Source organism: Nesterenkonia cremea, from assembly GCF_014642675.1.
GTDB lineage: Bacteria > Actinomycetota > Actinomycetes > Actinomycetales > Micrococcaceae > Nesterenkonia > Nesterenkonia cremea.
On sequence record NZ_BMIS01000004.1, the window covers coordinates 100,130 to 118,271 of the forward strand.

General features: G+C 68.1%; 15 protein-coding genes and 1 tRNA gene. 11 read left to right on the plus strand and 5 right to left on the minus strand.

The genetic code is table 11. The features are described 5' to 3' along the window. Nucleotides 1-15: 15 nt before the first annotated feature. The 6 genes from rsmI to IEW85_RS05925 all read left to right on the plus strand — a co-directional run bounded on the left by rsmI (nt 16) and on the right by IEW85_RS05925 (nt 6,922). Nucleotides 16-897: a 16S rRNA (cytidine(1402)-2'-O)-methyltransferase gene (rsmI, locus tag IEW85_RS05900; RefSeq protein WP_188683693.1), complete on the plus strand. Its 882-nt coding sequence runs from the start codon at nt 16-18 to the stop codon at nt 895-897. Nucleotides 898-1,079: 182 nt separating this feature from the next. Next, nucleotides 1,080-2,651 carry an alanine/glycine:cation symporter family protein gene (locus IEW85_RS05905; protein WP_188683695.1) on the plus strand — a complete coding sequence of 524 codons (1,572 nt, stop codon included), beginning with the start codon at nt 1,080-1,082 and terminating at the stop codon, nt 2,649-2,651. A 236-nt stretch (nt 2,652-2,887) separates the two neighbouring features. Continuing rightward, on the plus strand, nt 2,888-3,814 hold the full coding sequence (locus tag IEW85_RS05910) for a PDDEXK family nuclease (protein WP_188683697.1): 927 nt from the start codon (nt 2,888-2,890) through the stop codon (nt 3,812-3,814). Between the two features lie 240 nt (nt 3,815-4,054). After that, a complete protein-coding gene (locus tag IEW85_RS05915; RefSeq protein WP_188683945.1) occupies nt 4,055-4,975 on the plus strand; it encodes a TatD family hydrolase in 921 nt (306 codons plus the stop codon). After that, nucleotides 4,972-5,934: a 16S rRNA (adenine(1518)-N(6)/adenine(1519)-N(6))-dimethyltransferase RsmA gene (gene rsmA / locus IEW85_RS05920; protein WP_229658840.1), complete on the plus strand. Its 963-nt coding sequence runs from the start codon at nt 4,972-4,974 to the stop codon at nt 5,932-5,934. The genes IEW85_RS05915 and rsmA overlap by 4 nt, the downstream gene beginning before the upstream one ends. Before the next feature lie 10 nt (nt 5,935-5,944). After that, on the plus strand, nt 5,945-6,922 hold the full coding sequence (locus IEW85_RS05925) for a 4-(cytidine 5'-diphospho)-2-C-methyl-D-erythritol kinase (RefSeq protein WP_188683699.1): 978 nt from the start codon (nt 5,945-5,947) through the stop codon (nt 6,920-6,922). A 15-nt stretch (nt 6,923-6,937) separates the two neighbouring features. On the opposite strand, the gene IEW85_RS05930 is transcribed toward IEW85_RS05925, so the two are convergent. The 3 genes from IEW85_RS05930 to IEW85_RS05940 all read right to left on the minus strand — a co-directional run bounded on the left by IEW85_RS05930 (nt 6,938) and on the right by IEW85_RS05940 (nt 10,441). After that, the gene (locus IEW85_RS05930; protein WP_188683701.1) at nt 6,938-7,702 is read right to left on the minus strand and encodes a sulfite exporter TauE/SafE family protein; all 765 of its coding nucleotides are present in this window, start codon (nt 7,700-7,702) and stop codon (nt 6,938-6,940) included. Between the two features lie 10 nt (nt 7,703-7,712). Next, nucleotides 7,713-8,414, minus strand: a complete 702-nt coding sequence (locus IEW85_RS05935) for an MBL fold metallo-hydrolase (protein ID WP_188683703.1) — start codon at nt 8,412-8,414, stop codon at nt 7,713-7,715. 80 nt (nt 8,415-8,494) lie between these two features. After that, the gene (locus IEW85_RS05940; protein ID WP_188683705.1) at nt 8,495-10,441 is read right to left on the minus strand and encodes an ABC-F family ATP-binding cassette domain-containing protein; all 1,947 of its coding nucleotides are present in this window, start codon (nt 10,439-10,441) and stop codon (nt 8,495-8,497) included. A gap of 72 nt (nt 10,442-10,513) precedes the next feature. Between IEW85_RS05940 and IEW85_RS05945 the strand changes: the two genes are divergently transcribed. Then, complete coding sequence (locus IEW85_RS05945; protein ID WP_188683707.1) at nt 10,514-11,794, plus strand: serine/threonine-protein kinase; 1,281 nt, start codon at nt 10,514-10,516, stop codon at nt 11,792-11,794. Nucleotides 11,795-11,972: 178 nt separating this feature from the next. On the opposite strand, the gene IEW85_RS05950 is transcribed toward IEW85_RS05945, so the two are convergent. Further along, nucleotides 11,973-13,358: a hypothetical protein gene (locus IEW85_RS05950; protein WP_188683709.1), complete on the minus strand. Its 1,386-nt coding sequence runs from the start codon at nt 13,356-13,358 to the stop codon at nt 11,973-11,975. 169 nt (nt 13,359-13,527) lie between these two features. On the opposite strand from IEW85_RS05950, the gene IEW85_RS05955 reads away from it, so the two are divergent. The 4 genes from IEW85_RS05955 to IEW85_RS05970 all read left to right on the plus strand — a co-directional run bounded on the left by IEW85_RS05955 (nt 13,528) and on the right by IEW85_RS05970 (nt 16,768). Beyond that, on the plus strand, nt 13,528-14,070 hold the full coding sequence (locus IEW85_RS05955; RefSeq protein ID WP_188683711.1) for a helix-turn-helix domain-containing protein: 543 nt from the start codon (nt 13,528-13,530) through the stop codon (nt 14,068-14,070). A gap of 63 nt (nt 14,071-14,133) precedes the next feature. Next, a tRNA-Gln gene (locus IEW85_RS05960) sits at nt 14,134-14,205 on the plus strand. A gap of 94 nt (nt 14,206-14,299) precedes the next feature. Beyond that, on the plus strand, nt 14,300-15,703 hold the full coding sequence (gene glmU, locus IEW85_RS05965) for a bifunctional UDP-N-acetylglucosamine diphosphorylase/glucosamine-1-phosphate N-acetyltransferase GlmU (protein WP_373286551.1): 1,404 nt from the start codon (nt 14,300-14,302) through the stop codon (nt 15,701-15,703). Between the two features lie 84 nt (nt 15,704-15,787). Beyond that, nucleotides 15,788-16,768 carry a ribose-phosphate diphosphokinase gene (locus tag IEW85_RS05970; RefSeq protein WP_188683715.1) on the plus strand — a complete coding sequence of 327 codons (981 nt, stop codon included), beginning with the start codon at nt 15,788-15,790 and terminating at the stop codon, nt 16,766-16,768. 136 nt (nt 16,769-16,904) lie between these two features. Here the strand turns inward: IEW85_RS05970 and IEW85_RS05975 are convergent, their stop codons facing one another. Next, nucleotides 16,905-18,098, minus strand: coding sequence for a 4-hydroxybenzoate 3-monooxygenase (locus tag IEW85_RS05975; protein WP_188683717.1), 1,194 nt, complete (start codon nt 18,096-18,098; stop codon nt 16,905-16,907). Nucleotides 18,099-18,142: the final 44 nt, after the last annotated feature.

Consider the following 18,142-nt stretch of genomic DNA (forward strand, 5'->3'; position numbering starts at 1 on the left):
TATGCTACTTGCACCATGGGACATGACACCGACTCCCTCTGGGAGGCCCCTATCGTGCTGGCCGCGACTCCGATCGGGAACCTGGGCGATGCCACTGACCGACTGCAGCGTCTGCTGCTCAGCGCCGAGATCGTCGCCGCCGAGGACACCCGAAGGGCTCGGCATCTCTGCCAGGCGCTGGGTATCAGCGCTCCGGGGCGATTCCTGAGCCTGCACGAGCACAACGAGGCCTCCCGCGCCCAGGAGATCCTGGCCGCGGCCCACGAGGGGACCACTGTCCTGGTGGTCTCCGATGCGGGCATGCCGGCGGTCTCCGATCCGGGCTTCCGTTTGGTCAGCGCGGCCATCGAGGCCGGCGTCGGGGTCACTGTGGCGCCCGGCGCCTCAGCGGTCACGACTGCGTTGGCGCTCTCCGGGCTGCCCACTGACCGCTTCACCTTCGCCGGCTTCCTGCCGCGGAAGGCGAGCGATCGGCGTCGTCTGTTGGAACGGCTGGCGGGAGAGGACTGGACCACAGTGCTCTTCGAATCTCCGCATCGCGTGGCCGCCACGCTGGAGGAGATGGCCCGCGAGCTGGGGCCCACGCGGCCGGCGGCGCTGTGCCGCGAGCTGACCAAGCGGCACGAGGAGGTGCTGCGGGGCAGCCTGGCCGAGCTCGCAGAGACCTTCGCTCAGCGTCAGGAGCAGGGTACGGTCAAGGGCGAGATGGTCCTGGTGCTGGGCGGTGCGGACCTGGCCGAGGGCGGCGTCGAGCTCTCGGTGGAGGAGCTGGCCCAGCAGGTGGTGGACCGCGCGGCGGCTGGCGAGAAGCTCAAGGTGGTGGCCAAGGACGTGGCGGAGGGCCGGGAGGTCAGTTCCCGGGAGCTCTACGACGCCGCTCTGGCCCTGCGAAAGTGAGGCGGCACCGGTGGATGGTGCAACGATCGTCTCGCTGGAAACATAAAAGAAACATATTCGTTGCTCACGGCAAGCTCACGGAAACGCGGCCGGGCTAGATTATTGCTCTACGAGCGAGTAATGTCTCGCTACATTGTGAGGGGAATCACACTCGCATCGACCATTCGTGAGGAATGAGACCTATGAGCACAACTGACTCGCCGCTCATCGCGGCGGCCGCTGAGGAAGATCCCTCAGCGGTCCAAGGAATCGCCGACACCATCGACGGCTGGTTCGAGAGCATCAATGCAGTCCTGGGCGCCGTCATCTTCGCGGAGGTGCCCATCGGCGGAACCGACGCCTACGTGGTGGTGCTGTGGTCGATCTTTGCGGCCATCGCGTTCTCGGTGTACTTCGGATTCGTCCAGCTGCGCACCGCACCGGTGAGCCTGGAGACCGTCCGCGGCAAGTGGACCACGGATAAGGACCCCGGAGAGGTCACCCACTTCCAAGCTCTGACCTCCGCCACAGCGGCCACTGTGGGCCTGGGCAACATCGCCGGTGTGGCCGCGGCCATCTCCATGGGTGGCCCCGGCGCCACCTTCTGGATGATCCTGGCCGGCTTCCTGGGCATGTGCACCAAGTTCGTGGAGTGCACCCTGGGTGTGAAGTACCGCTACATCGATGAGGACGGCGTGGTCCACGGCGGACCCTTCCAGTACCTCAAGGTGGCCTACTCCAAGCTGGGCCGGGTCCCGGTGGCCATCATCACCGGCATCTTCGCCCTGGCCATCGTGCTGTTCGGCGTGGTCGGCGGCGGCATGTTCCAAGCCAACCAGGCCTACTCCCAGCTGCGTGCGGCCACCGGCGGCGAGGACGGCTTCTTCGGCAGCGAGGTCGTCGCCCTCATCTTCGGCATCGTCTTCGCCACTCTGGTCGGCGTGGTCATCATCGGCGGCATCAAGTCCATCGGCAACGTCACCGCCAAGCTGGTCCCGGCCATGGCCGCGGTCTACGTGGCGGCCTGCCTGGTGGTCATCGGCGCGAACTTCAACCAGATCCCGTCCGCAGTCGGCGCGATCATCGACGGTGCCTTCTCTCCGGAGGGCATCCAGGGCGGCATCCTCGGCGTGATCATCATCGGTGTCATGCGTGCTGCCTTCTCCAACGAGGCCGGCGTCGGCTCCGCTCCGATCGCCCACTCTGCGGTCAAGACCCGCCGCCCGGTCTCCGAGGGCTTCACCGCCATCCTCGAGCCCTTCATCGACACCGTGGTGGTCTGCACCATGACCGCCCTGGTGATCATCTTCGCCTGGCCGCCGGAGTACGACGACGCTCTGGAAGCAGGTGAGGGCGATGTGGCGCTGACCTCGGCCGCCTTCAACACCTTCATCCCCGGCTTCGACGTCATCCTGACCGTGGCCGTCCTGCTCTTCGCCTTCTCCACGGTGATCACCTGGTCCTACTACGGCATCCAGGCCTGGCGCCATCTCTTCGGCAAGAGCCAGCTCTCGGACACGCTGTTCCGAGTCTTCGTCCTGGTCCTGATCGTGACGGGCTGCCTGGTCACTGTGGGAAACATCTTCGAGATCGCCGACTCGGCGCTGTTCGCCTGCATCTTCATCAACGTCCTCGGCTGCGCGATCCTCGCGCCGCGGGTCAAGGAGGAGATGAAGCAGTACCTGGCCGACCGCAAGGCCGGCCGGCTCCTGGAGGACCCGGAACCCCTGCCGCACCAGATCAAGGAGCAGCAGAAGATCGACGCCCAGCGCTGAGCCGCCGGCCCTCCGGATAACACCAGGAGAACCAGGTGCCCCGTGGGGCGGGCCGGCACGCCGGTCCCTCCCGCGGGGCACCTTTCTGCCCGGGCGCGTTCTCACCCCCGAGTTGTTTGGGCGAAGACTTGCCGTCTCAGAAGGATTTCAGGCGTGAGACGGCAAGTCTTCGCCCAAACAACGGGGGCTGTGGAGAACTCCCGCCGCTGCTTTCCGTTTCTCGGCAGAATCAGGGCATGCGTCGCCCCGAGGTCCTGCCCAAGAGATGGAATGGCTGTACCCTCACCCCTGCTCTCCTGCGGGCCGAGGGGATCCACCCGCAGCGACTGCGCCGGGCTGACACCGACCGCGTCTTCTACGGGTTCTATCGCCAGGACGCAGACCAGCTGACCTTGGGGATGAGGGCTGTGCTGCTCGCCGAGGAGCTGCCGGACTGCGTGGTCTCCGACGTCACGGCTGCCCGCGTGCTGGGCCTGCACCTTCCCTGGGAGGTCGCCCGCGACGACGCCGTCCACCTCACTCAGCCTGCGGGCACCGCGCGCCGCATCCGCCGGCACGGTGTGACCAGTCACCGACGAGAGCTTCGAGAGGGGCAGGTCATGCTGATCGGGGGCGTGCCGGTCACGACGCCGGCGCGGACCTGGTTCGACCTCGCGGCTCGGTGTTCGCTGACCAGCGTCGTCGCCTTCGGGGACCAGTTGGTGCGTCAGCCGCGGCAGAGGTTCGAGGGGCGGGACGAACCCTTCGCTTCGCTGAGGGAGTTGGTCGGCGTCGTCGAAGAAGCCGGACGGGTGCCGGGCAAGGCCCGGGCGAAGGAAGCGCTGGGACTGATCCGCGTGGGGGCGGACTCGTTCAAAGAGACGGAGCTGCGGCTGGCTCTGGTGGATGCTGGCCTGCCCGAGCCGGAGCTGCAGGTGCCGGCGGATCCGGCGGATCCGTTCAGTCACCCGGCGGATATGGGCTATCCCGGGCTGAAGATCGCCATCCAGTATGACGGTGGGACGCACTTCGACCCTGACCAGCAGCGACGAAACCAGCGGCGGGACAACGACTTCCATGCCCAGGGGTGGCTACTGCTCTGCTACAACAGCTCAGATGCGCAGAACGGTTTCCGTCGTGCGGTCTCGCAGGTTCGATCAGCAGTCCGCCTCCGTGCCACTTGAGTTGTTTGGGCGAAGAGTTGCTGTCTCAGGGTCGAAATCCCGCTGAGACAGCAACTCTTCGCCCAAACAACGCGGGGAGCAGCCCCGGTAGAGTGGGGGACCGTGAGTGAAGCGCGTGACGATCAGCAGAGCCCGACGCCGGCTGACCCGGCTGCCGACGGGGCGGTGACTCCCGCCGGGCACCTACGAGGTGAGGCTGCCCCGGACCGGCCCACCCCCGGACAGACGCCGCCGGCCTACCTGCCCAAGGAGCAGCAGGCACCTGAGGGCGGCCCCGTGCGCAGCGCGACGGAGGAGAAGTCCAAGAAGAGGCGTCGCCTGGACTACCCGCCGGCTCCGGAGCCGCTGCGGGTGCCGGTGATCGACAACCACGCCCACCTGGACTTCCGAGACGGCCAGGTCGCCGTCAGCCTGACCCAGCACCTGGACACCGCCGCAGCTCTCGGCGTGGCCGGGGCCGTCTGCGTGGGCTATGACGTCGCCTCCAGCGAGTTCTCCGTGCAGGCCGCGAACTCAGACCCGCGCGCCAAGGCCGCCGTGGCTCTGCACCCCAACGATGCCCCCGAGCTGGCCGAGCGCGGAGAATACGACGCCGCCTTCGCCCGGATCGCCGAACTCGCCGCCGACGAGCAGGTCGTGGCCGTGGGCGAGACCGGCCTGGACTACTTCCGCACCGGCGAGGAGGGCGTGGCCGCCCAGCAGCGCAGCTTCCGCGACCACATCGCCCTGGCCGTCGAGCGCGGCCTGGCCATGCAGATCCACGACCGCGACGCCCACGAGGACGTCGTCTCCATCCTCAAGGACGCGCCGGAGCTGCCGCGCAGCGTGGTCTTCCACTGCTTCTCCGGCGACGCCGAGCTGGCCCGCATCTGCAACGAGAACGGCTGGTACATGTCCTTCGCCGGGACCGTCACCTTCAAGAACTCCTCGGATCTGCGCTCGGCGCTCGCCGTGGCCGACCCGCACCTGATCCTGGTGGAGACGGACACCCCCTTCCTCACCCCGCACCCCTACCGCGGCCAGCCCAACGCGCCGTACCTGATCCCGCAGACCATGCGCCTGATGGCCCAGACCCGCGGACTCGAGGACGACGCCGGCCTGGACAGCCTCTGTCAGCAGGTCATGCTCAACACCACCCAGGCCTACGGGAGCTGGACGTGAGCGGCGCGCAGGACTCAGCCGAGCAGGACCCCGCCGCGCGCCCGCCCCTGCTCTCAGCAGCCCATATCCGTGACCTCGCGGCGGGTCTGAACGTCCACCCCACCAAGCAGTGGGGGCAGAACTTTGTGATCGATCCGAACACCATCCGGCGGATCGTCGGGCTGGCAGAGCTGGACGGTTCCGAGCATGTGCTGGAGGTCGGGCCCGGGCTCGGTTCGCTGACCCTGGGGCTGCTGGACGAGGCCGCCCGGGTCACCGCCGTGGAGATCGACCCCAAGCTGGCCGCCCAGCTGCCGGAGACCATCGGCACCATGCGCCCGGAGAAGGCGGCGAACCTGACGGTGGTGCGCCAGGACGCGCTGAAGGTCGGACCGGGGGAGCTGACGGGCCGGGTCATCGGCGCAGAGTCCTCCTACGGGGACGCCGCGGCCCGGCAGGGCGGGCCGGCGCCGGAGCTCGGCGAGCCGGAGGTGCTGGTCGCCAATCTGCCCTACAACGTCGCGGTCCCGGTGGTGCTCCACCTCCTGCAGGTGCTGCCCTCGCTGCGCAAGGGTCTGGTGATGGTCCAGGAGGAGGTCGCCGACCGTCTCTGCGCCGGGCCCGGGTCCAAGATCTACGGGGTGCCCAGCGTGAAGGCCGCCTGGGACACCGAGATGCGCAAGGCCGGCGTGGTCGGGAAGAAGGTCTTCTGGCCCGAGCCGCGGATCTCCTCCGGGCTGGTCCGCTTCGACCGCCGCGAGCCGATCAGCTCCGAGGTCACCCGCGAGGAGACCTTCGCCGTCATCGACGCCGCCTTCGCCCAGCGCCGCAAGACTCTGCGCGCGGCGCTCTCGGGACTCGTCGGCTCCGGAGCTGCCGCTGAGGAGGCACTTCGTGCTGCCGGCGTCGAGCCCTCGGCCCGTGGCGAGACGCTGGACGCGGCGGCCTATGCACAGATAGCCCTGGCGCTGCGGCGGTAGAGTTTCCTCCATGCGAGACAGCGAATTCTTCGGCCACGTGACCGCCGTTGCTCCGGGCAAGGTGAATATGAGCCTGCGCGTGGGACCTCGCCGCGAGGACGGATATCACGATGTGGCCACGCTGTACTTCGCCGTCTCCCTGCACGAGGAGGTCACCGCCGCCCCGCGCCGGGACAGCGCCATCACCGTGAGCCTCTCGGAGCGTTCGGCCTTCACCGAGGTTCAGCAGCAGGTCCAGGGGGAGACCGTCACTGCGGCCATCCCGCTGGATGAGCGCAATCTGGCCCACCAGGCCGCTCAGAAGCTCCGCGAGCGCCTCGGGATCACCTCCGGTGTTGACCTGACCATCACCAAGAACGTTCCGGTGGCCGGCGGCATGGGTGGGGGATCGGCCGATGCCGCAGCCGCCCTGGTGGCCTGCTCCGCCCTCTGGGGCGCTGGCCTCTCCAAGGAGCAGCTGGCTGAGGTGGGTGCTGAGCTGGGTGCCGATGTGCCCTTCGCCATCCTGGGCGGCGCCGCCGTCGGGCAGGGAGTGGGCGACGAGCTCTCCCCGCTGCTGACCCGCGGTGAGCTGCACCTGGTCATCGTCCCGGCCAACACGGGCCTGTCCACCCCGGAGATCTACCAGGAGCTGGACGCCATGCGTGAGGAGGCCGGGGTCTCTGCGGAGGAGCCGGAGCTCGACGCCGACCTGGTCCGCGCCGTCTGCACCGCCGACGCTGAGATGGCCGCCACGCTGATGACCAACGAGCTGCAGGCCCCGGCGGTGCGGAAGATCCCTTCCCTGGACCGGATGATGGATGCGGGTCTGCTGGAGGGCGCTATGCAGGGCATGGTCTCCGGCTCGGGGCCCACGGTGGTCTTCCTGACCCGCGACGCCGCCGCAGCCGGTCAGCTGGCCACCAGCCTGGAGGAGCGCACCGACGTGTGGGCGATCCCGGTCACCGGCCCCGCTCCGGGCGCACGGCTGCTCACCTCGCGTAGCTGAGGGCAGGGCCCGCGTTCAGCCCGTGGTGGTGCTGATTCCGGTGATCAGCGCCAGCACGGCCCCGGCGAAGGCCATGCCGATCACCGTGCGCCGGACGATCTCGTGCGGGATCCGCTTCTGCAACACGGTGCCCACCAGCAGTCCGGCGACGATCATCACCGCGCAGCTGAGCCACACCCACCAGGGCAGTCCCGGCAGGCCGTCCTCGCTGAAGCCCCATTTGGTGGCCAGCGAGGCACAGGAGACCACGATCCAGATCGGCTGCAGGGTCGCGGCGAAGGTCACCACATCCCACCGGGTCAGCACGCTGTAGACCGTCATGGCCGGGCCCCCGACGCCGGCGGTCACAGCCCCGGCCCCGGTGCCGATCCCGGCCAGCACCCGTGCGGTGCGGCTGTCGGGAACTGCGGTGGCGCGGCTGAGCACCACGGTCAGGGAGAGCCCTACCAGCACCAGGCTGGCCACGACGATGTAGAGCGGCCCCGGAGGGCTGAGTGCGGCCGCCCAGCCGCAGAACGGGATGGTCACCGTGGCCACCGCACCGATCCACAGCGCCCGTCTCCACTGGATGTGCTTCCAGATGAAGCCCAGCATCAGCACCGGGGCCACCAGGGCCAGGAAGTTGGTGAGCATGACCCCGTCGTGGGGTCCCAGGAAGACCACCAGGAAGGGGGCGAGGACCATCGCGAAGCCCAGCCCGGTGATGCGCTGGACGACGGCGGCGAAGGCCACCAGGACGATGATGGTCAGGTTGAGGATCAGCTCGGCGGAGATCTCCACGGCGCGCGGCTCAGCTGTCCACGACGGCGAAGTCGCGGGAGGCTCCCTCGCGCAGGGAGACGATCTCGGTGCCGGTGAGCCGGCCGATCTGGCGGTTCAGGAGCCCCCGACCGCGGTCGGAGAGCAGCTCGTCATGGATCGGGATGCTGTACGGGGGAACACCGGCCTGGGAGTCCTCTGCCGTGCCGGCTTCCGCGGCGGCATCGCCCAAAGCGCGCAGGAACTCCACCTGCTCCTTCATCGCCGCCCAGGGTCCCATCAGGGGCAGCGCCAGGACCTCGACGCCGGCCGGTGCGGTGTCCAATGCGTCGCCCGGGTGGAAGAACACGGGCTCGCCTTCGGCGCGGAGCACATAGCCGATGTTGTGGACCCGGGGGATGTCCTCGTGGATGACCGCATGGTCTCCGCCGACAGTCTCCACTGAGAGCTCTCCGACGGAGAGGACCTCTCCGGGGGAGACGGTGCGGGCGCCTGGGAGCTCGGCGGTCTGATCCACGTCATCGGCGGTGACCACGAGGGCCTGCGGATTCTGCTCCAGCAGGGCCGGGACGTGCTCAGGGTCCACATGATCGGGATGCTGGTGGGTGATCAGCACAGCGTCGAGTTCAGTGGTCCCGTGCCAGAGCCCGGAGAAGTTCCCGGGATCGATCAGGATCCGCTGACCTGCCGCCTCGACCAGTACGCATGCATGTCCGAGATGTGTGATCCGCATGGGGCCATATTCTCATAGCCGCAGTTTCTCCCAGCCGCAGTTTCCCATAGCCGCTGTGCGGCCTCTGTGCGCCGGGCGGCTCAGCCTTCGACGATCTCGCTGGCCTCCAGCCAGGCCTCCTCCGCCTCGGCCAGTTCGGCCTCGATCCCGTTGAGTTCGGTCTGCAGGCCGGAGAGCTTCTCCAGGTCCACCGACTCAGAGGCCGCGGCCATCTGGTCGTGGAGCTCAGCTCGGCGGGCCGAGAGCTTCTCCATCTGCCGCTCCACCCGCTGCATGGTCTTCTGCGCCTGACGCTGCTGGGCCGAGCTGCTGGCGCCCGACTTCGCCGCACTCGCCTTCCCGGCGCCCGAGCTTCCGGCCTCGGATGCCGCGGCCGCAGCAGCCCCGGCAGCGCCGCTGCCGGGGGAGGGGGCGGCGGCCGGTGCGGCCGGCGTCGCGCTGGCCGAGCTCTCGCCGCGGTACCGGCGGCCGTCCACCGGCGGTGCGGGCTCCTTGCCCTCGCGGATGCGCAGGTACTGCTCCACGCCGCCGGGCAGCGCACGGATCTTGCCGTCGCCCAGCAGGGCGATCTGGTGGTCGGTCACGCGCTCCAGCAGGTAGCGGTCGTGGCTGACTACGATCAGCGTGCCGGGCCAGTTGTCCAGCAGGTCCTCCATGGCGGCCAGGGTGTCGGTGTCCAGATCGTTGGTGGGCTCATCGAGCATGAGCACATTGGGCTCACCGGTCATCAGCGTCAGCAGCTGCAGGCGGCGGCGCTCACCGCCGGAGAGGTCGCCCACCGGGGTCCACTGGCGGGAGCGGGCGAAGCCCACCGTCTCCAGCAGCTGGCCGGCCGACATCTCCTTGCCGCCCACGTCGAAGACGGTCTTGTCTTCGGTCATGACTTCGTGGACGCGCATGCCGGCACGCTCACGCAGCTCATCGACCTCCTGGGTCAGGATGGCGGTGCGCACGGTCTTGCCGCGCTTGAGGCGCCCGCCTTCGGGCTCGGTGCGTCCGTCCAGCAGACGCAGCAGCGAGGACTTTCCGGCACCGTTGACACCCACGACGCCGACGCGTTCGCCCGGTCCCAGCCGCAGGGTCACTTCGTCGAAGAGGGTCTTGGACTCGCCCTCACCCTCGGCCACCGAGAGGGTGACGTCCTCGAGGTCCAGCACGTCCTTGCCCAGCCGGGCGGTGGCCATCTTCTTCAGCTGGACCTCATCGCGATGCTCGGGCACATCGTTGATCAGGGCGGTGGCGGCGTCGATGCGGAACTTCGGTTTGGTGGTGCGGGCAGGGGCGCCTCGACGCAGCCAGGCCAGCTCCTTCTTCACCAGCTGCTGGCGCTTCTGCTCCTCCACAGCGGCGGCACGGTCGCGCTCGGCGCGGGCCAGGGTGTAGGCCGCGTAGCCGCCGTCGAAGGCGTCCACCACGGCGTCGTGGACCTCCCAGGTGAGTGTGCAGACCTCATCGAGGAACCAACGGTCGTGGGTGACCACCAGGAAGGCGCCCTCGCCGGACTTCCAGCGGCGCTTGAGGTGATCGGCCAGCCAGGCCACGCCTTCGACGTCGAGGTGGTTGGTGGGCTCATCGAGCATGAGCACGTCGTGATCGCCCATGAGCAGCTTGGCCAGGGCCACGCGGCGGCGCTGACCGCCGGAGAGCTCACCCACCGGCCTCTCCCAGTCCAGGCCGGTCAGCAGGCCGGAGGCGATGTCACGCATCTTCGGGTCAGAGGCCCACTCGTGTTCGGCCATGTCGCCGACCACGGCGCGGCGCACCGAATCCTCATGCAGGAGCACATCGGACTGGTCCAGGAAGCCCACGCTGGTTCCGCCGCGCCAGGTGACCTGGCCGGCGTCGGGATCCTCCTTGCGGGCCAGCAGACGCATCAGCGTGGATTTGCCGTCGCCGTTTCGCCCGACGACCCCGATCCGGTCGCCGGCATCGATGCCCAGGGTGATGTCGTCCAGGACGGTGCGGGTGCCGAACGTGATGGTGAGCCCTTCGGCCCCGAGGAGATGGAGTCCTTGCTGAGTTGCCATAGGGGATCCAGAGTACCGGTGAGACTGACATGGGACTCGCACCGGAGGCAGATGATCGTAGACTGAGCGACTGTGGGCGACATCTTTGCTGGACGGTATGAACTGGTCGACCTCCTCGGCGAGGGCGGGTCGGGCACCGTCTGGCGCGTCTGGGACCATAAGCGCCAGCGCTACTGTGCGGCGAAGGTCCTGCGCCAGGTGGACGCCACCTCGCTGCTGCGCTTCATCCGCGAGCAGAGTCTGAGGCTGGAGCACCAGCATGTGCTCGCCCCCACCGGCTGGGCCGGTGAGGATGACAAGGTCCTGTTCACCATGCCGATGATCCGCGGGGGATCGGTGGCCACGCTGGTGGGCGACTTCGGCCCGCTGCCGCCGCGCCTGGTGGTCCTGCTGCTGGACCAGCTGCTCACCGCGCTGGAGGTACTGCACGCCGAGGGCATCGTCCACCGTGATGTGAAGCCCGCCAACCTTCTGCTGGACGCCTCCGGGCGCGGGTATCCGAATATGTGGCTGGGTGACTTCGGCATCGCCGCCGGAGTCGATGAGCCGCGGCTGACCACCGGCCCCTACGCGCTGGGGACCCCGGGCTACCTGGCTCCGGAGTGCATGACCCATGGCTGGGACCCGGATCCGAAGGCTGACCTCTACGCGGCGGGTATGTGCGCAGTGGAGATGATCACCGGCATGAAGCCTGAGCGGGGGATCGAGGCCGCCGAGGCGCTGGCCGAGGCCGACCTGCCCTATGAGCTGCCGCAGACGCTGATCGATGTGGTCCACCGGCTGGCCGCACCGAGTATGACCGCCCGCTTCGACTCCGCAGCCGCCGCCAAGAGCCGACTGTGGGAGGCCGGGCTGATGCCCCAGGACGTCCTGCCGGAGCAGATCTTGGGTGAGGTGGAGCTCTTCGACCACATTCCGCCGCTTCCCGAAGGCTGGGAGGAGGCTCCTGAGGTCCAGGAGCCGGAGATGCCCAGCGGCACGATGCCCCAGGTGCCGCTTCCGGGCGCGTCCGCTGAGGAGGTCGCGCCGGAGACTCCGGGTGCAGTGTCCGCTGAGGCGCAGGCTGAGGCCGCCGGTGAGGTGCCCGGTCCTGAGGCTCCCGCACCTGCGGCTTCTCAGGTTCAGGGTGAGCCCACGGAGATGATGGGCATCCGCAACGTCCCGACGGCGCCGGTGGATCATCAGGAGCCCACAGGGCCCGCACCCACTGCCCTCTATGACGTCAACCAGACGGACCCGGAGCACCCGCTGCCATACCGCAGCGGGGCGGGGAAGACCTTCGCAATCTCGGCAGGGCTGCTCGCGGCAGGCGTGCTGCTGCTGATCCTCACCATCTGGTTCGCGACCTACTGAGGTCGGTCTGTTCAGGCCTGCCGGCTGATGACGGCAGCGTGCCCGCTGCTGAGGGGCCGCTCCCGCGGTGCTGATCAGTCGGCGTCGTCGTGCTCCGCATCCGGAACGGCACTGGCCGAGGTCACTGCTGTGACCCCGGCCAGTGCGATCAGTCCTCGGCGGTTGCTCACTCACTTCTCTACGGGTTGTTCCTCTGGTGCTGGCGGATGGCGCGGACCATGAAGAGGGAGCCGGTGGCCATCATGAGCAGCGCGAAGGCGCCCATGCTCATCACCAGGCCGGTGGATTCGCCCATGCTGCGGACCCGCTCCAGGGCGGTCATCTGGGCCCGCTCCTCCTCTTCGGCGGCCTCAGCGGCTGCGACCTCGTTCTGCGGGCCGAAGGGCGGCTGAGCGTCGGTGAGCCCGTCGGCATAGGCAGGAGCTGCGGTGTCCGCGTCCTCCCAGTCGTAGGTCTGCAGCGTCAGGAGGTAGTCCAGCTCGGCTTCCTCATCCTCGCTGCTGCCAGCCCCGTCTGCGGTCACCACCAGGTAGTACTCGCCGGCCAGAGTGGAGGAGGCCCAGGAGTCGTAGCGGTTGCTCCAGTTCACCGGATCTGAGGCGGTGCGCAGCTCCGTGGTGTCCCCGAAGCTCAGTGACTCATATTCGCCGTCATGCAGGCCGCGCAGCGGATTCATCACCGCGAGGGAGACGTTGTCCACGGAGTCCACCGCACCGGTGTCCGGGAAATAGGCCTCGGTCTGCAGGTACTCGCCCCACTGCATCGGGATGCTGTAGATCTGCACCTCACCGGGGGAGATGGTGGTGTCATAGGTGCTGCCCGCCTCCAGCGAGGGGACATCGGTGAAGTCATTGCCGGGCTCTGTGGTGATGGAGCCGGATATGTCGCGGCCCATCTCCGTCCAGTCGAGATCCGAATAGCTGGGCTCCTCAGCCATCTCCTCAGCCTCTTCGTTGGACGGCTCCTCATAGATGAGCAGCTCGAAGGGCCGGTCGCCCATATCGTCTTCGTCCCAGTCCTCGCCGACTGCCAGGACGAGTTCATCGGCTTCGCCGCAGAGGTCGCCTTCGTCCTCATCGAGGTCCTCGGCGGCTTCTCCGGCGGCGACCCCGGTGGAGATATGGCTGGTGCGCAGGCGCTCGCCGGTCTCGGTGACCATGCCCGAGTCGGTGGTGCTGGCGCAGTCTTCGCCGTCCCAAGTGCCCAGCGTCATGGAGTAGACGTCCATGTCCTCGCTGCCGTCATGGGGAGTGGTCAGGCTGACGTGCAGAGTGGAGCTCTCCATCTCTCGCGGGATGCGGTAATAGAGGACCTGGTCATGGACGAACTCATCCACGTAGGCGGCGTTGGGGGTGAGCTCAGTGGCATCGCCCAGGTTGGTGCCGCCGCTGACCGGGGTGCCGCCCAGTGTGAAGCCGGCGTGATCGGTGCCGTCGTCGGCGTGGGCCTCCGGTGCGCTGAAGGCGGCCAGCAGGCCGATCAGGCCTACGCCGGCCACAGTCCGGCAGGGGAATCGGATCGTCATCTCGCCACGTTCCTCGTCGGGGATCTGCTGCGGACCCATGCTCTGCTCCTTCTCAGCCTACTGAACTCTGCCCACGTACGAGGCGGACCATTCGGTTTACGCCAGCAATGTTAGGTAGTTGCCGAAGCAAAGTCAATGCGGTGCAAGCAAAATTTCTTTTGCCGGTGCACAATAGAGGAACAGCATCGTGACGAGCAGAGGAGTGAGAGTGCCGACAGAGGACAGCCGTATCGAGGCAGGCCGCCAGCAGCAGAAACAGGCCTATGGTGAGCCCCTCTCCGATATCTTCACCCGCTTCCGTGAGGCCTTCGGGCTCAACCAGTCCGAGCTGGCGACGATCTTGGGCATCTCCGCACCCATGCTGTCCCAGCTCAACAGCGCCCAGCGCGTCAAGATCGGCAACCCTGCCGTGATGCAGCGCCTCCAGGGCCTGGAGGACCTGGTGGGTCAGATCCAGGCCGGCGTCCTGCCCAGCGATCAGATCCCCGCCAAGCTGGAGGAGGTCAAGGCCGCAACCGGACGGCTGACCCGCAGCACCACGGCCTTCGTGCCCGTGGAGGCCGATGACAGCTCCGTGGTGGCCGGGATGCGGAATCTGCTGCGCGCCGTGGCCTCAGGTCAGGAGATCCGCAATGCGGCCGACGCCCTGGAGTCCGAGCACCCCGGGCTGGCCGAGGTCCTGCGCCTCTACGGCACCGGATCCCTGGAGCCGGCACGCGAGCATTACTCCACTCATAAGGACCTCTTCTGACACGTCCGACAACTCGGAGATGGGGCTGTGAGTCAGATAGAGTTCTCTGTGCATCCCTGTCAGTCCGCCATGGTGTAATCGGCAACACTCCGGTTTTTGGTACCGGCATTCTAGGTTCGAGTCCTAGTGGCGGAACGGAGCCACCCGTCTCAAGGAGCAGATCTTCGTGACCACCCCCAGCACCCGTCCGGCAGCAGTCATCGTCCTGGCCGCCGGAGCGGGTACCCGCATGAAGTCCCGCACGCCGAAGATCATGCACAGCATCGGTGGAGTCTCCATGATCGGCCACGCGCTCAACGCGGCCCGCGGCCTGGATCCCGAGCAGCTGGTGGCGGTGGTCCGCCACCAGCGCGAGAAGGTCGCCGAGCACATCACCGGCTTCGCAGAGGACCACGACTTCCAGGTCACCCTGGCCGACCAGGACGATGTCCCCGGCACCGGCCGTGCCGTGGAATGCGGGCTGGAGGCCCTCACTGCCGCCGGCACCCCCGCCGAGTACGGCACAGTGGTGGTCACCTACGGCGATGTCCCGCTGCTGACCACTGAGCTGCTCCACGAGCTGGTCTCCACCCACGAGGACCAGGGCAATGCCGTCACCGTGCTCACCGCCCTGCTGGAGGACGCCTCCGGCTACGGGCGCATCCTGCGCGACGAGGACGGCTCGGTCACCGGGATCGTCGAGCAGAAGGACGCCACTGAGGAGCAGCGTCAGATCCGTGAGATCAACTCCGGGATCTACGCCTTCGACGCCGCCGTGCTCACCCGTGCCCTGGCCCAGGTCACCACCGACAACGCCCAGGGCGAGAAGTACCTGACCGATGTGCTCTCCCTGGCCCGTCAGGAGGGCGGCCGCGTAGCCGCTGTGACCACCAGGGATCGCTGGCAGGTGGAGGGCGCCAACGACCGCATCCAGCTCCAGGCCCTGGGCGCCGAGCTGAACCGCCGGATCGTCGAATGGCAGATGCGCCACGGCACCACCGTGATCGACCCGGCCACCACCTGGATCGACTCCACGGTGATCCTGGAGGAGGACACCACCATCCTGCCGGGCACCCAGCTGCACGGCCGCACCCACGTGGAGTGCGACGCCGTCGTCGGCCCGGACAGCACGCTGACCGATGTGATCGTGGGCGAGGGCGCCAAGGTCACCCGCACCCAGGCCGAGGGCGCACGGATCGGCCCCCGCGCCAAGGTCGGCCCCTTCACCTACATCCGACCCGGCACCGTCCTGGGCGAAGAGGGCAAGATCGGCGCCTTCTACGAGACCAAGAATGCTGAGATCGGCCGCGGCGCCAAGCTCTCCCACCTCGGCTACGCCGGCGACGCCGTCATCGGCGAGCACACCAATATCGGCTGCGGCAACATCACCGCCAACTACGACGGCGAGAATAAGCACCGCACCGTCATCGGAAGCCATGTGCGCACCTCCTCCAACACCGTCTTCGTGGCCCCGGTGGAGGTCGGCGACGGCGCCTACACCGGTGCCGGCGCGGTGGTCCGCAAGGATGTGCCGCCCGGATCTCTGGCGCTGTCGGTGGCTCCGCAGCGCAACTCCGAAGGTTGGGTGGAGCAGAAGCGCCCCGACTCCCAGTCCGCTCAGGCCGCCCAGAAGGCCCGGGGCGACGTCGGCTGAGCCGGTGAACTCACCCCGTCCTTCCCGCATATCCGAATACAGTAGAGTTCCCTTCAGAGACCTTCAGAGAGGCAGCAGGCACCCATGGACGAGATCAGGCTGAGCACCGAGAAGACGATGGTGATCGCCTCCGGGCGGGCACACCCGGAGCTCGCTGAGGAGATCGCCAAGGAGCTCGGCACAGAACTTCTGCCGATGAGCGCCTACGACTTCGCCAACGGAGAGATGTACGTGCGCTCGGCCGAGTCGGTGCGCGGCAAGGACGTGTTCCTGCTCCAGTCCCACCCGGCCCCGCTGAACAATTGGCTCATGGAGCAGCTCATCATGATCGACTCGATGAAGCGCGCCTCCGCCAAGCGGATCACGGTGGTCTCTCCCTTCTACCCCTACTCCCGCCAGGACAAGAAGGGCCGCGGCCGCGAGCCGATCTCGGCCCGCCTGGTGGCGGACCTCTACAAGGCCTCCGGAGCGGATCGGATCATGTCGGTGGACCTGCACACCGCTCAGATCCAGGGCTTCTTCGACGGCCCGGTGGACCATCTGTTCGCCGTGCCGCCGCTGGCCGACCACATCCGGGCCCAGGTGGCCGACGATGAGGTCACCGTGGTCTCCCCGGACACCGGCCGCGTGCGTGTGGCCGAGCAGTGGGCCGAGCGTCTGGGCGGCGCCCCGCTGGCCTTCGTGCACAAGACCCGCGACGTCACCCAGCCCAATAAGGCCGAGTCCAAGCAGGTGGTCGGGCAGATCGAGGGCCGAACCTGCGTGCTCATCGACGACATGATCGACACCGGAGGCACCATCTCCGGTGCGGTGAAGGTCCTCAAGGACGCCGGCGCCAAGGACGTCATCATCGCCGCCACCCACCCGATCTTCTCCGAGCCGGCGGCTGAGCGTCTGGCCGACTCCGGCGCACGGGAGGTCGTGGTGACCAACACCCTGCCCATTCCGGAGGAGAAGCGCTTCGAGCAGCTCACCGTGCTCTCCATCGCGCCGATCCTGGCCACCGCTATCCGTGAGGTCTTCACCGACGGCTCGGTGACCTCGCTCTTCGACGGCAACGCATGATCTGCCACAGGCTGAGCTGATCAGCTCAGCCTGACATCAGTCTGACGCAGAGAGGGCGGGTTCCGGAACTCCGGAACCCGCCCTCTCTTTCTCTGTGCGGTGGGTCTGAGGTGTGGGGAAGGCCTGAAGCTGCGGCTCAGGCCTTCCAGCCGGTGTAGGCGTCGGCGAAGTAGGTGCGCCCGGCCTCCGTGCCGGTCAGCGCCTCGAACTCGCCGCGCCGGCGTCGTTGGCTGAAGGGGTTCTCCTCGGGCTGGCGGTGCAGCAGCGTGGTGGCCCAGTAGGAGAAGCTCTGGGCGCGCCATACCCGGTCCAGTGCGGTGCGGGAGTACTCGTCCAGGGCAGCGGAGTCCCGGCTGGCATCGGCGAAGAAGGCGGTGATCTGGGGGATCAGTGCCCGCACATCGCAGAAGGCCAGGTTCAGGCCTTTGGCTCCGGTGGGCGGGACGGTGTGCCCGGCGTCGCCGGCCAGCACCAGGCGGGCCCAGTTCAGCGGCTCGCAGACATAGGAGCGGAAGGGCAGCACCGTCTTCTCGATGATGGGTCCGCGCTGCAGCTGGATGGAGTCCTCACCGCCCAGCACGCTCTGGATGCGCTCGAAGATGGCTTCATCGCTCCAGTCGGCCGGATCGGTATCCGGGTCGCATTGGAAGTACATGCGCTGGACAGTCTCGCTGCGCTGGGAGATCAGCGCGAAGCCGTCCTCGGAGTTCGCGTAGATCAGCTCCGGATGCGTGGGCGGAGCCTCCACGAGGATGCCGAACCAGGCATAGGGGTAGGCGGTGAAGTGATCGGTGCGGATCTCCTCCGGGATGAGCTTGCGGCACATGGAGCGGGAGCCGTCGGCGCCGACGATCAGCTCCGCCTGGATCTGCTGGGCCGCACCCTCGGAGTCCGTGAAGCTGATCTGCGGGGAGCTGGTCTGCAGGCCCTCCACGCTGACTTCGGAGACCTCCCAGTGGATCTCGCCTCCCTCGGCCTGCCAGGCGGTGGCCAGGTCGTGGAAGACCTCGTTCTGCGGATAGAGCCAGACCGAGCGGCCCACCAGCTGCTGGAAGTCGATGCGCCGGCGCTCCCCGTCGAAGCTCAGCACTGTGCCCTCATGCTCATGGCCGTGGCTGTGCACCCGCGAGCCGATATCGGCCTGGGTGAGCATCTCCACGGTGGCGTCCTCCAGGATGCCCGCACGGTGGGTGGTGCGGATGGTCTCCTGGCTGCGGGTCTCGACGACGACGGCGGAGATTCCCTGACGCTTCAGCAGCAGGGCGGTCATCAGTCCGGCGGGGCCGCCGCCGACGATCCCGACCTGCACCTGGGTGGTCTGAACGGTCATCGAAGTCCTCTCAGGGAAGTGGTGCGCTGGCAGTTCTGTGTGGC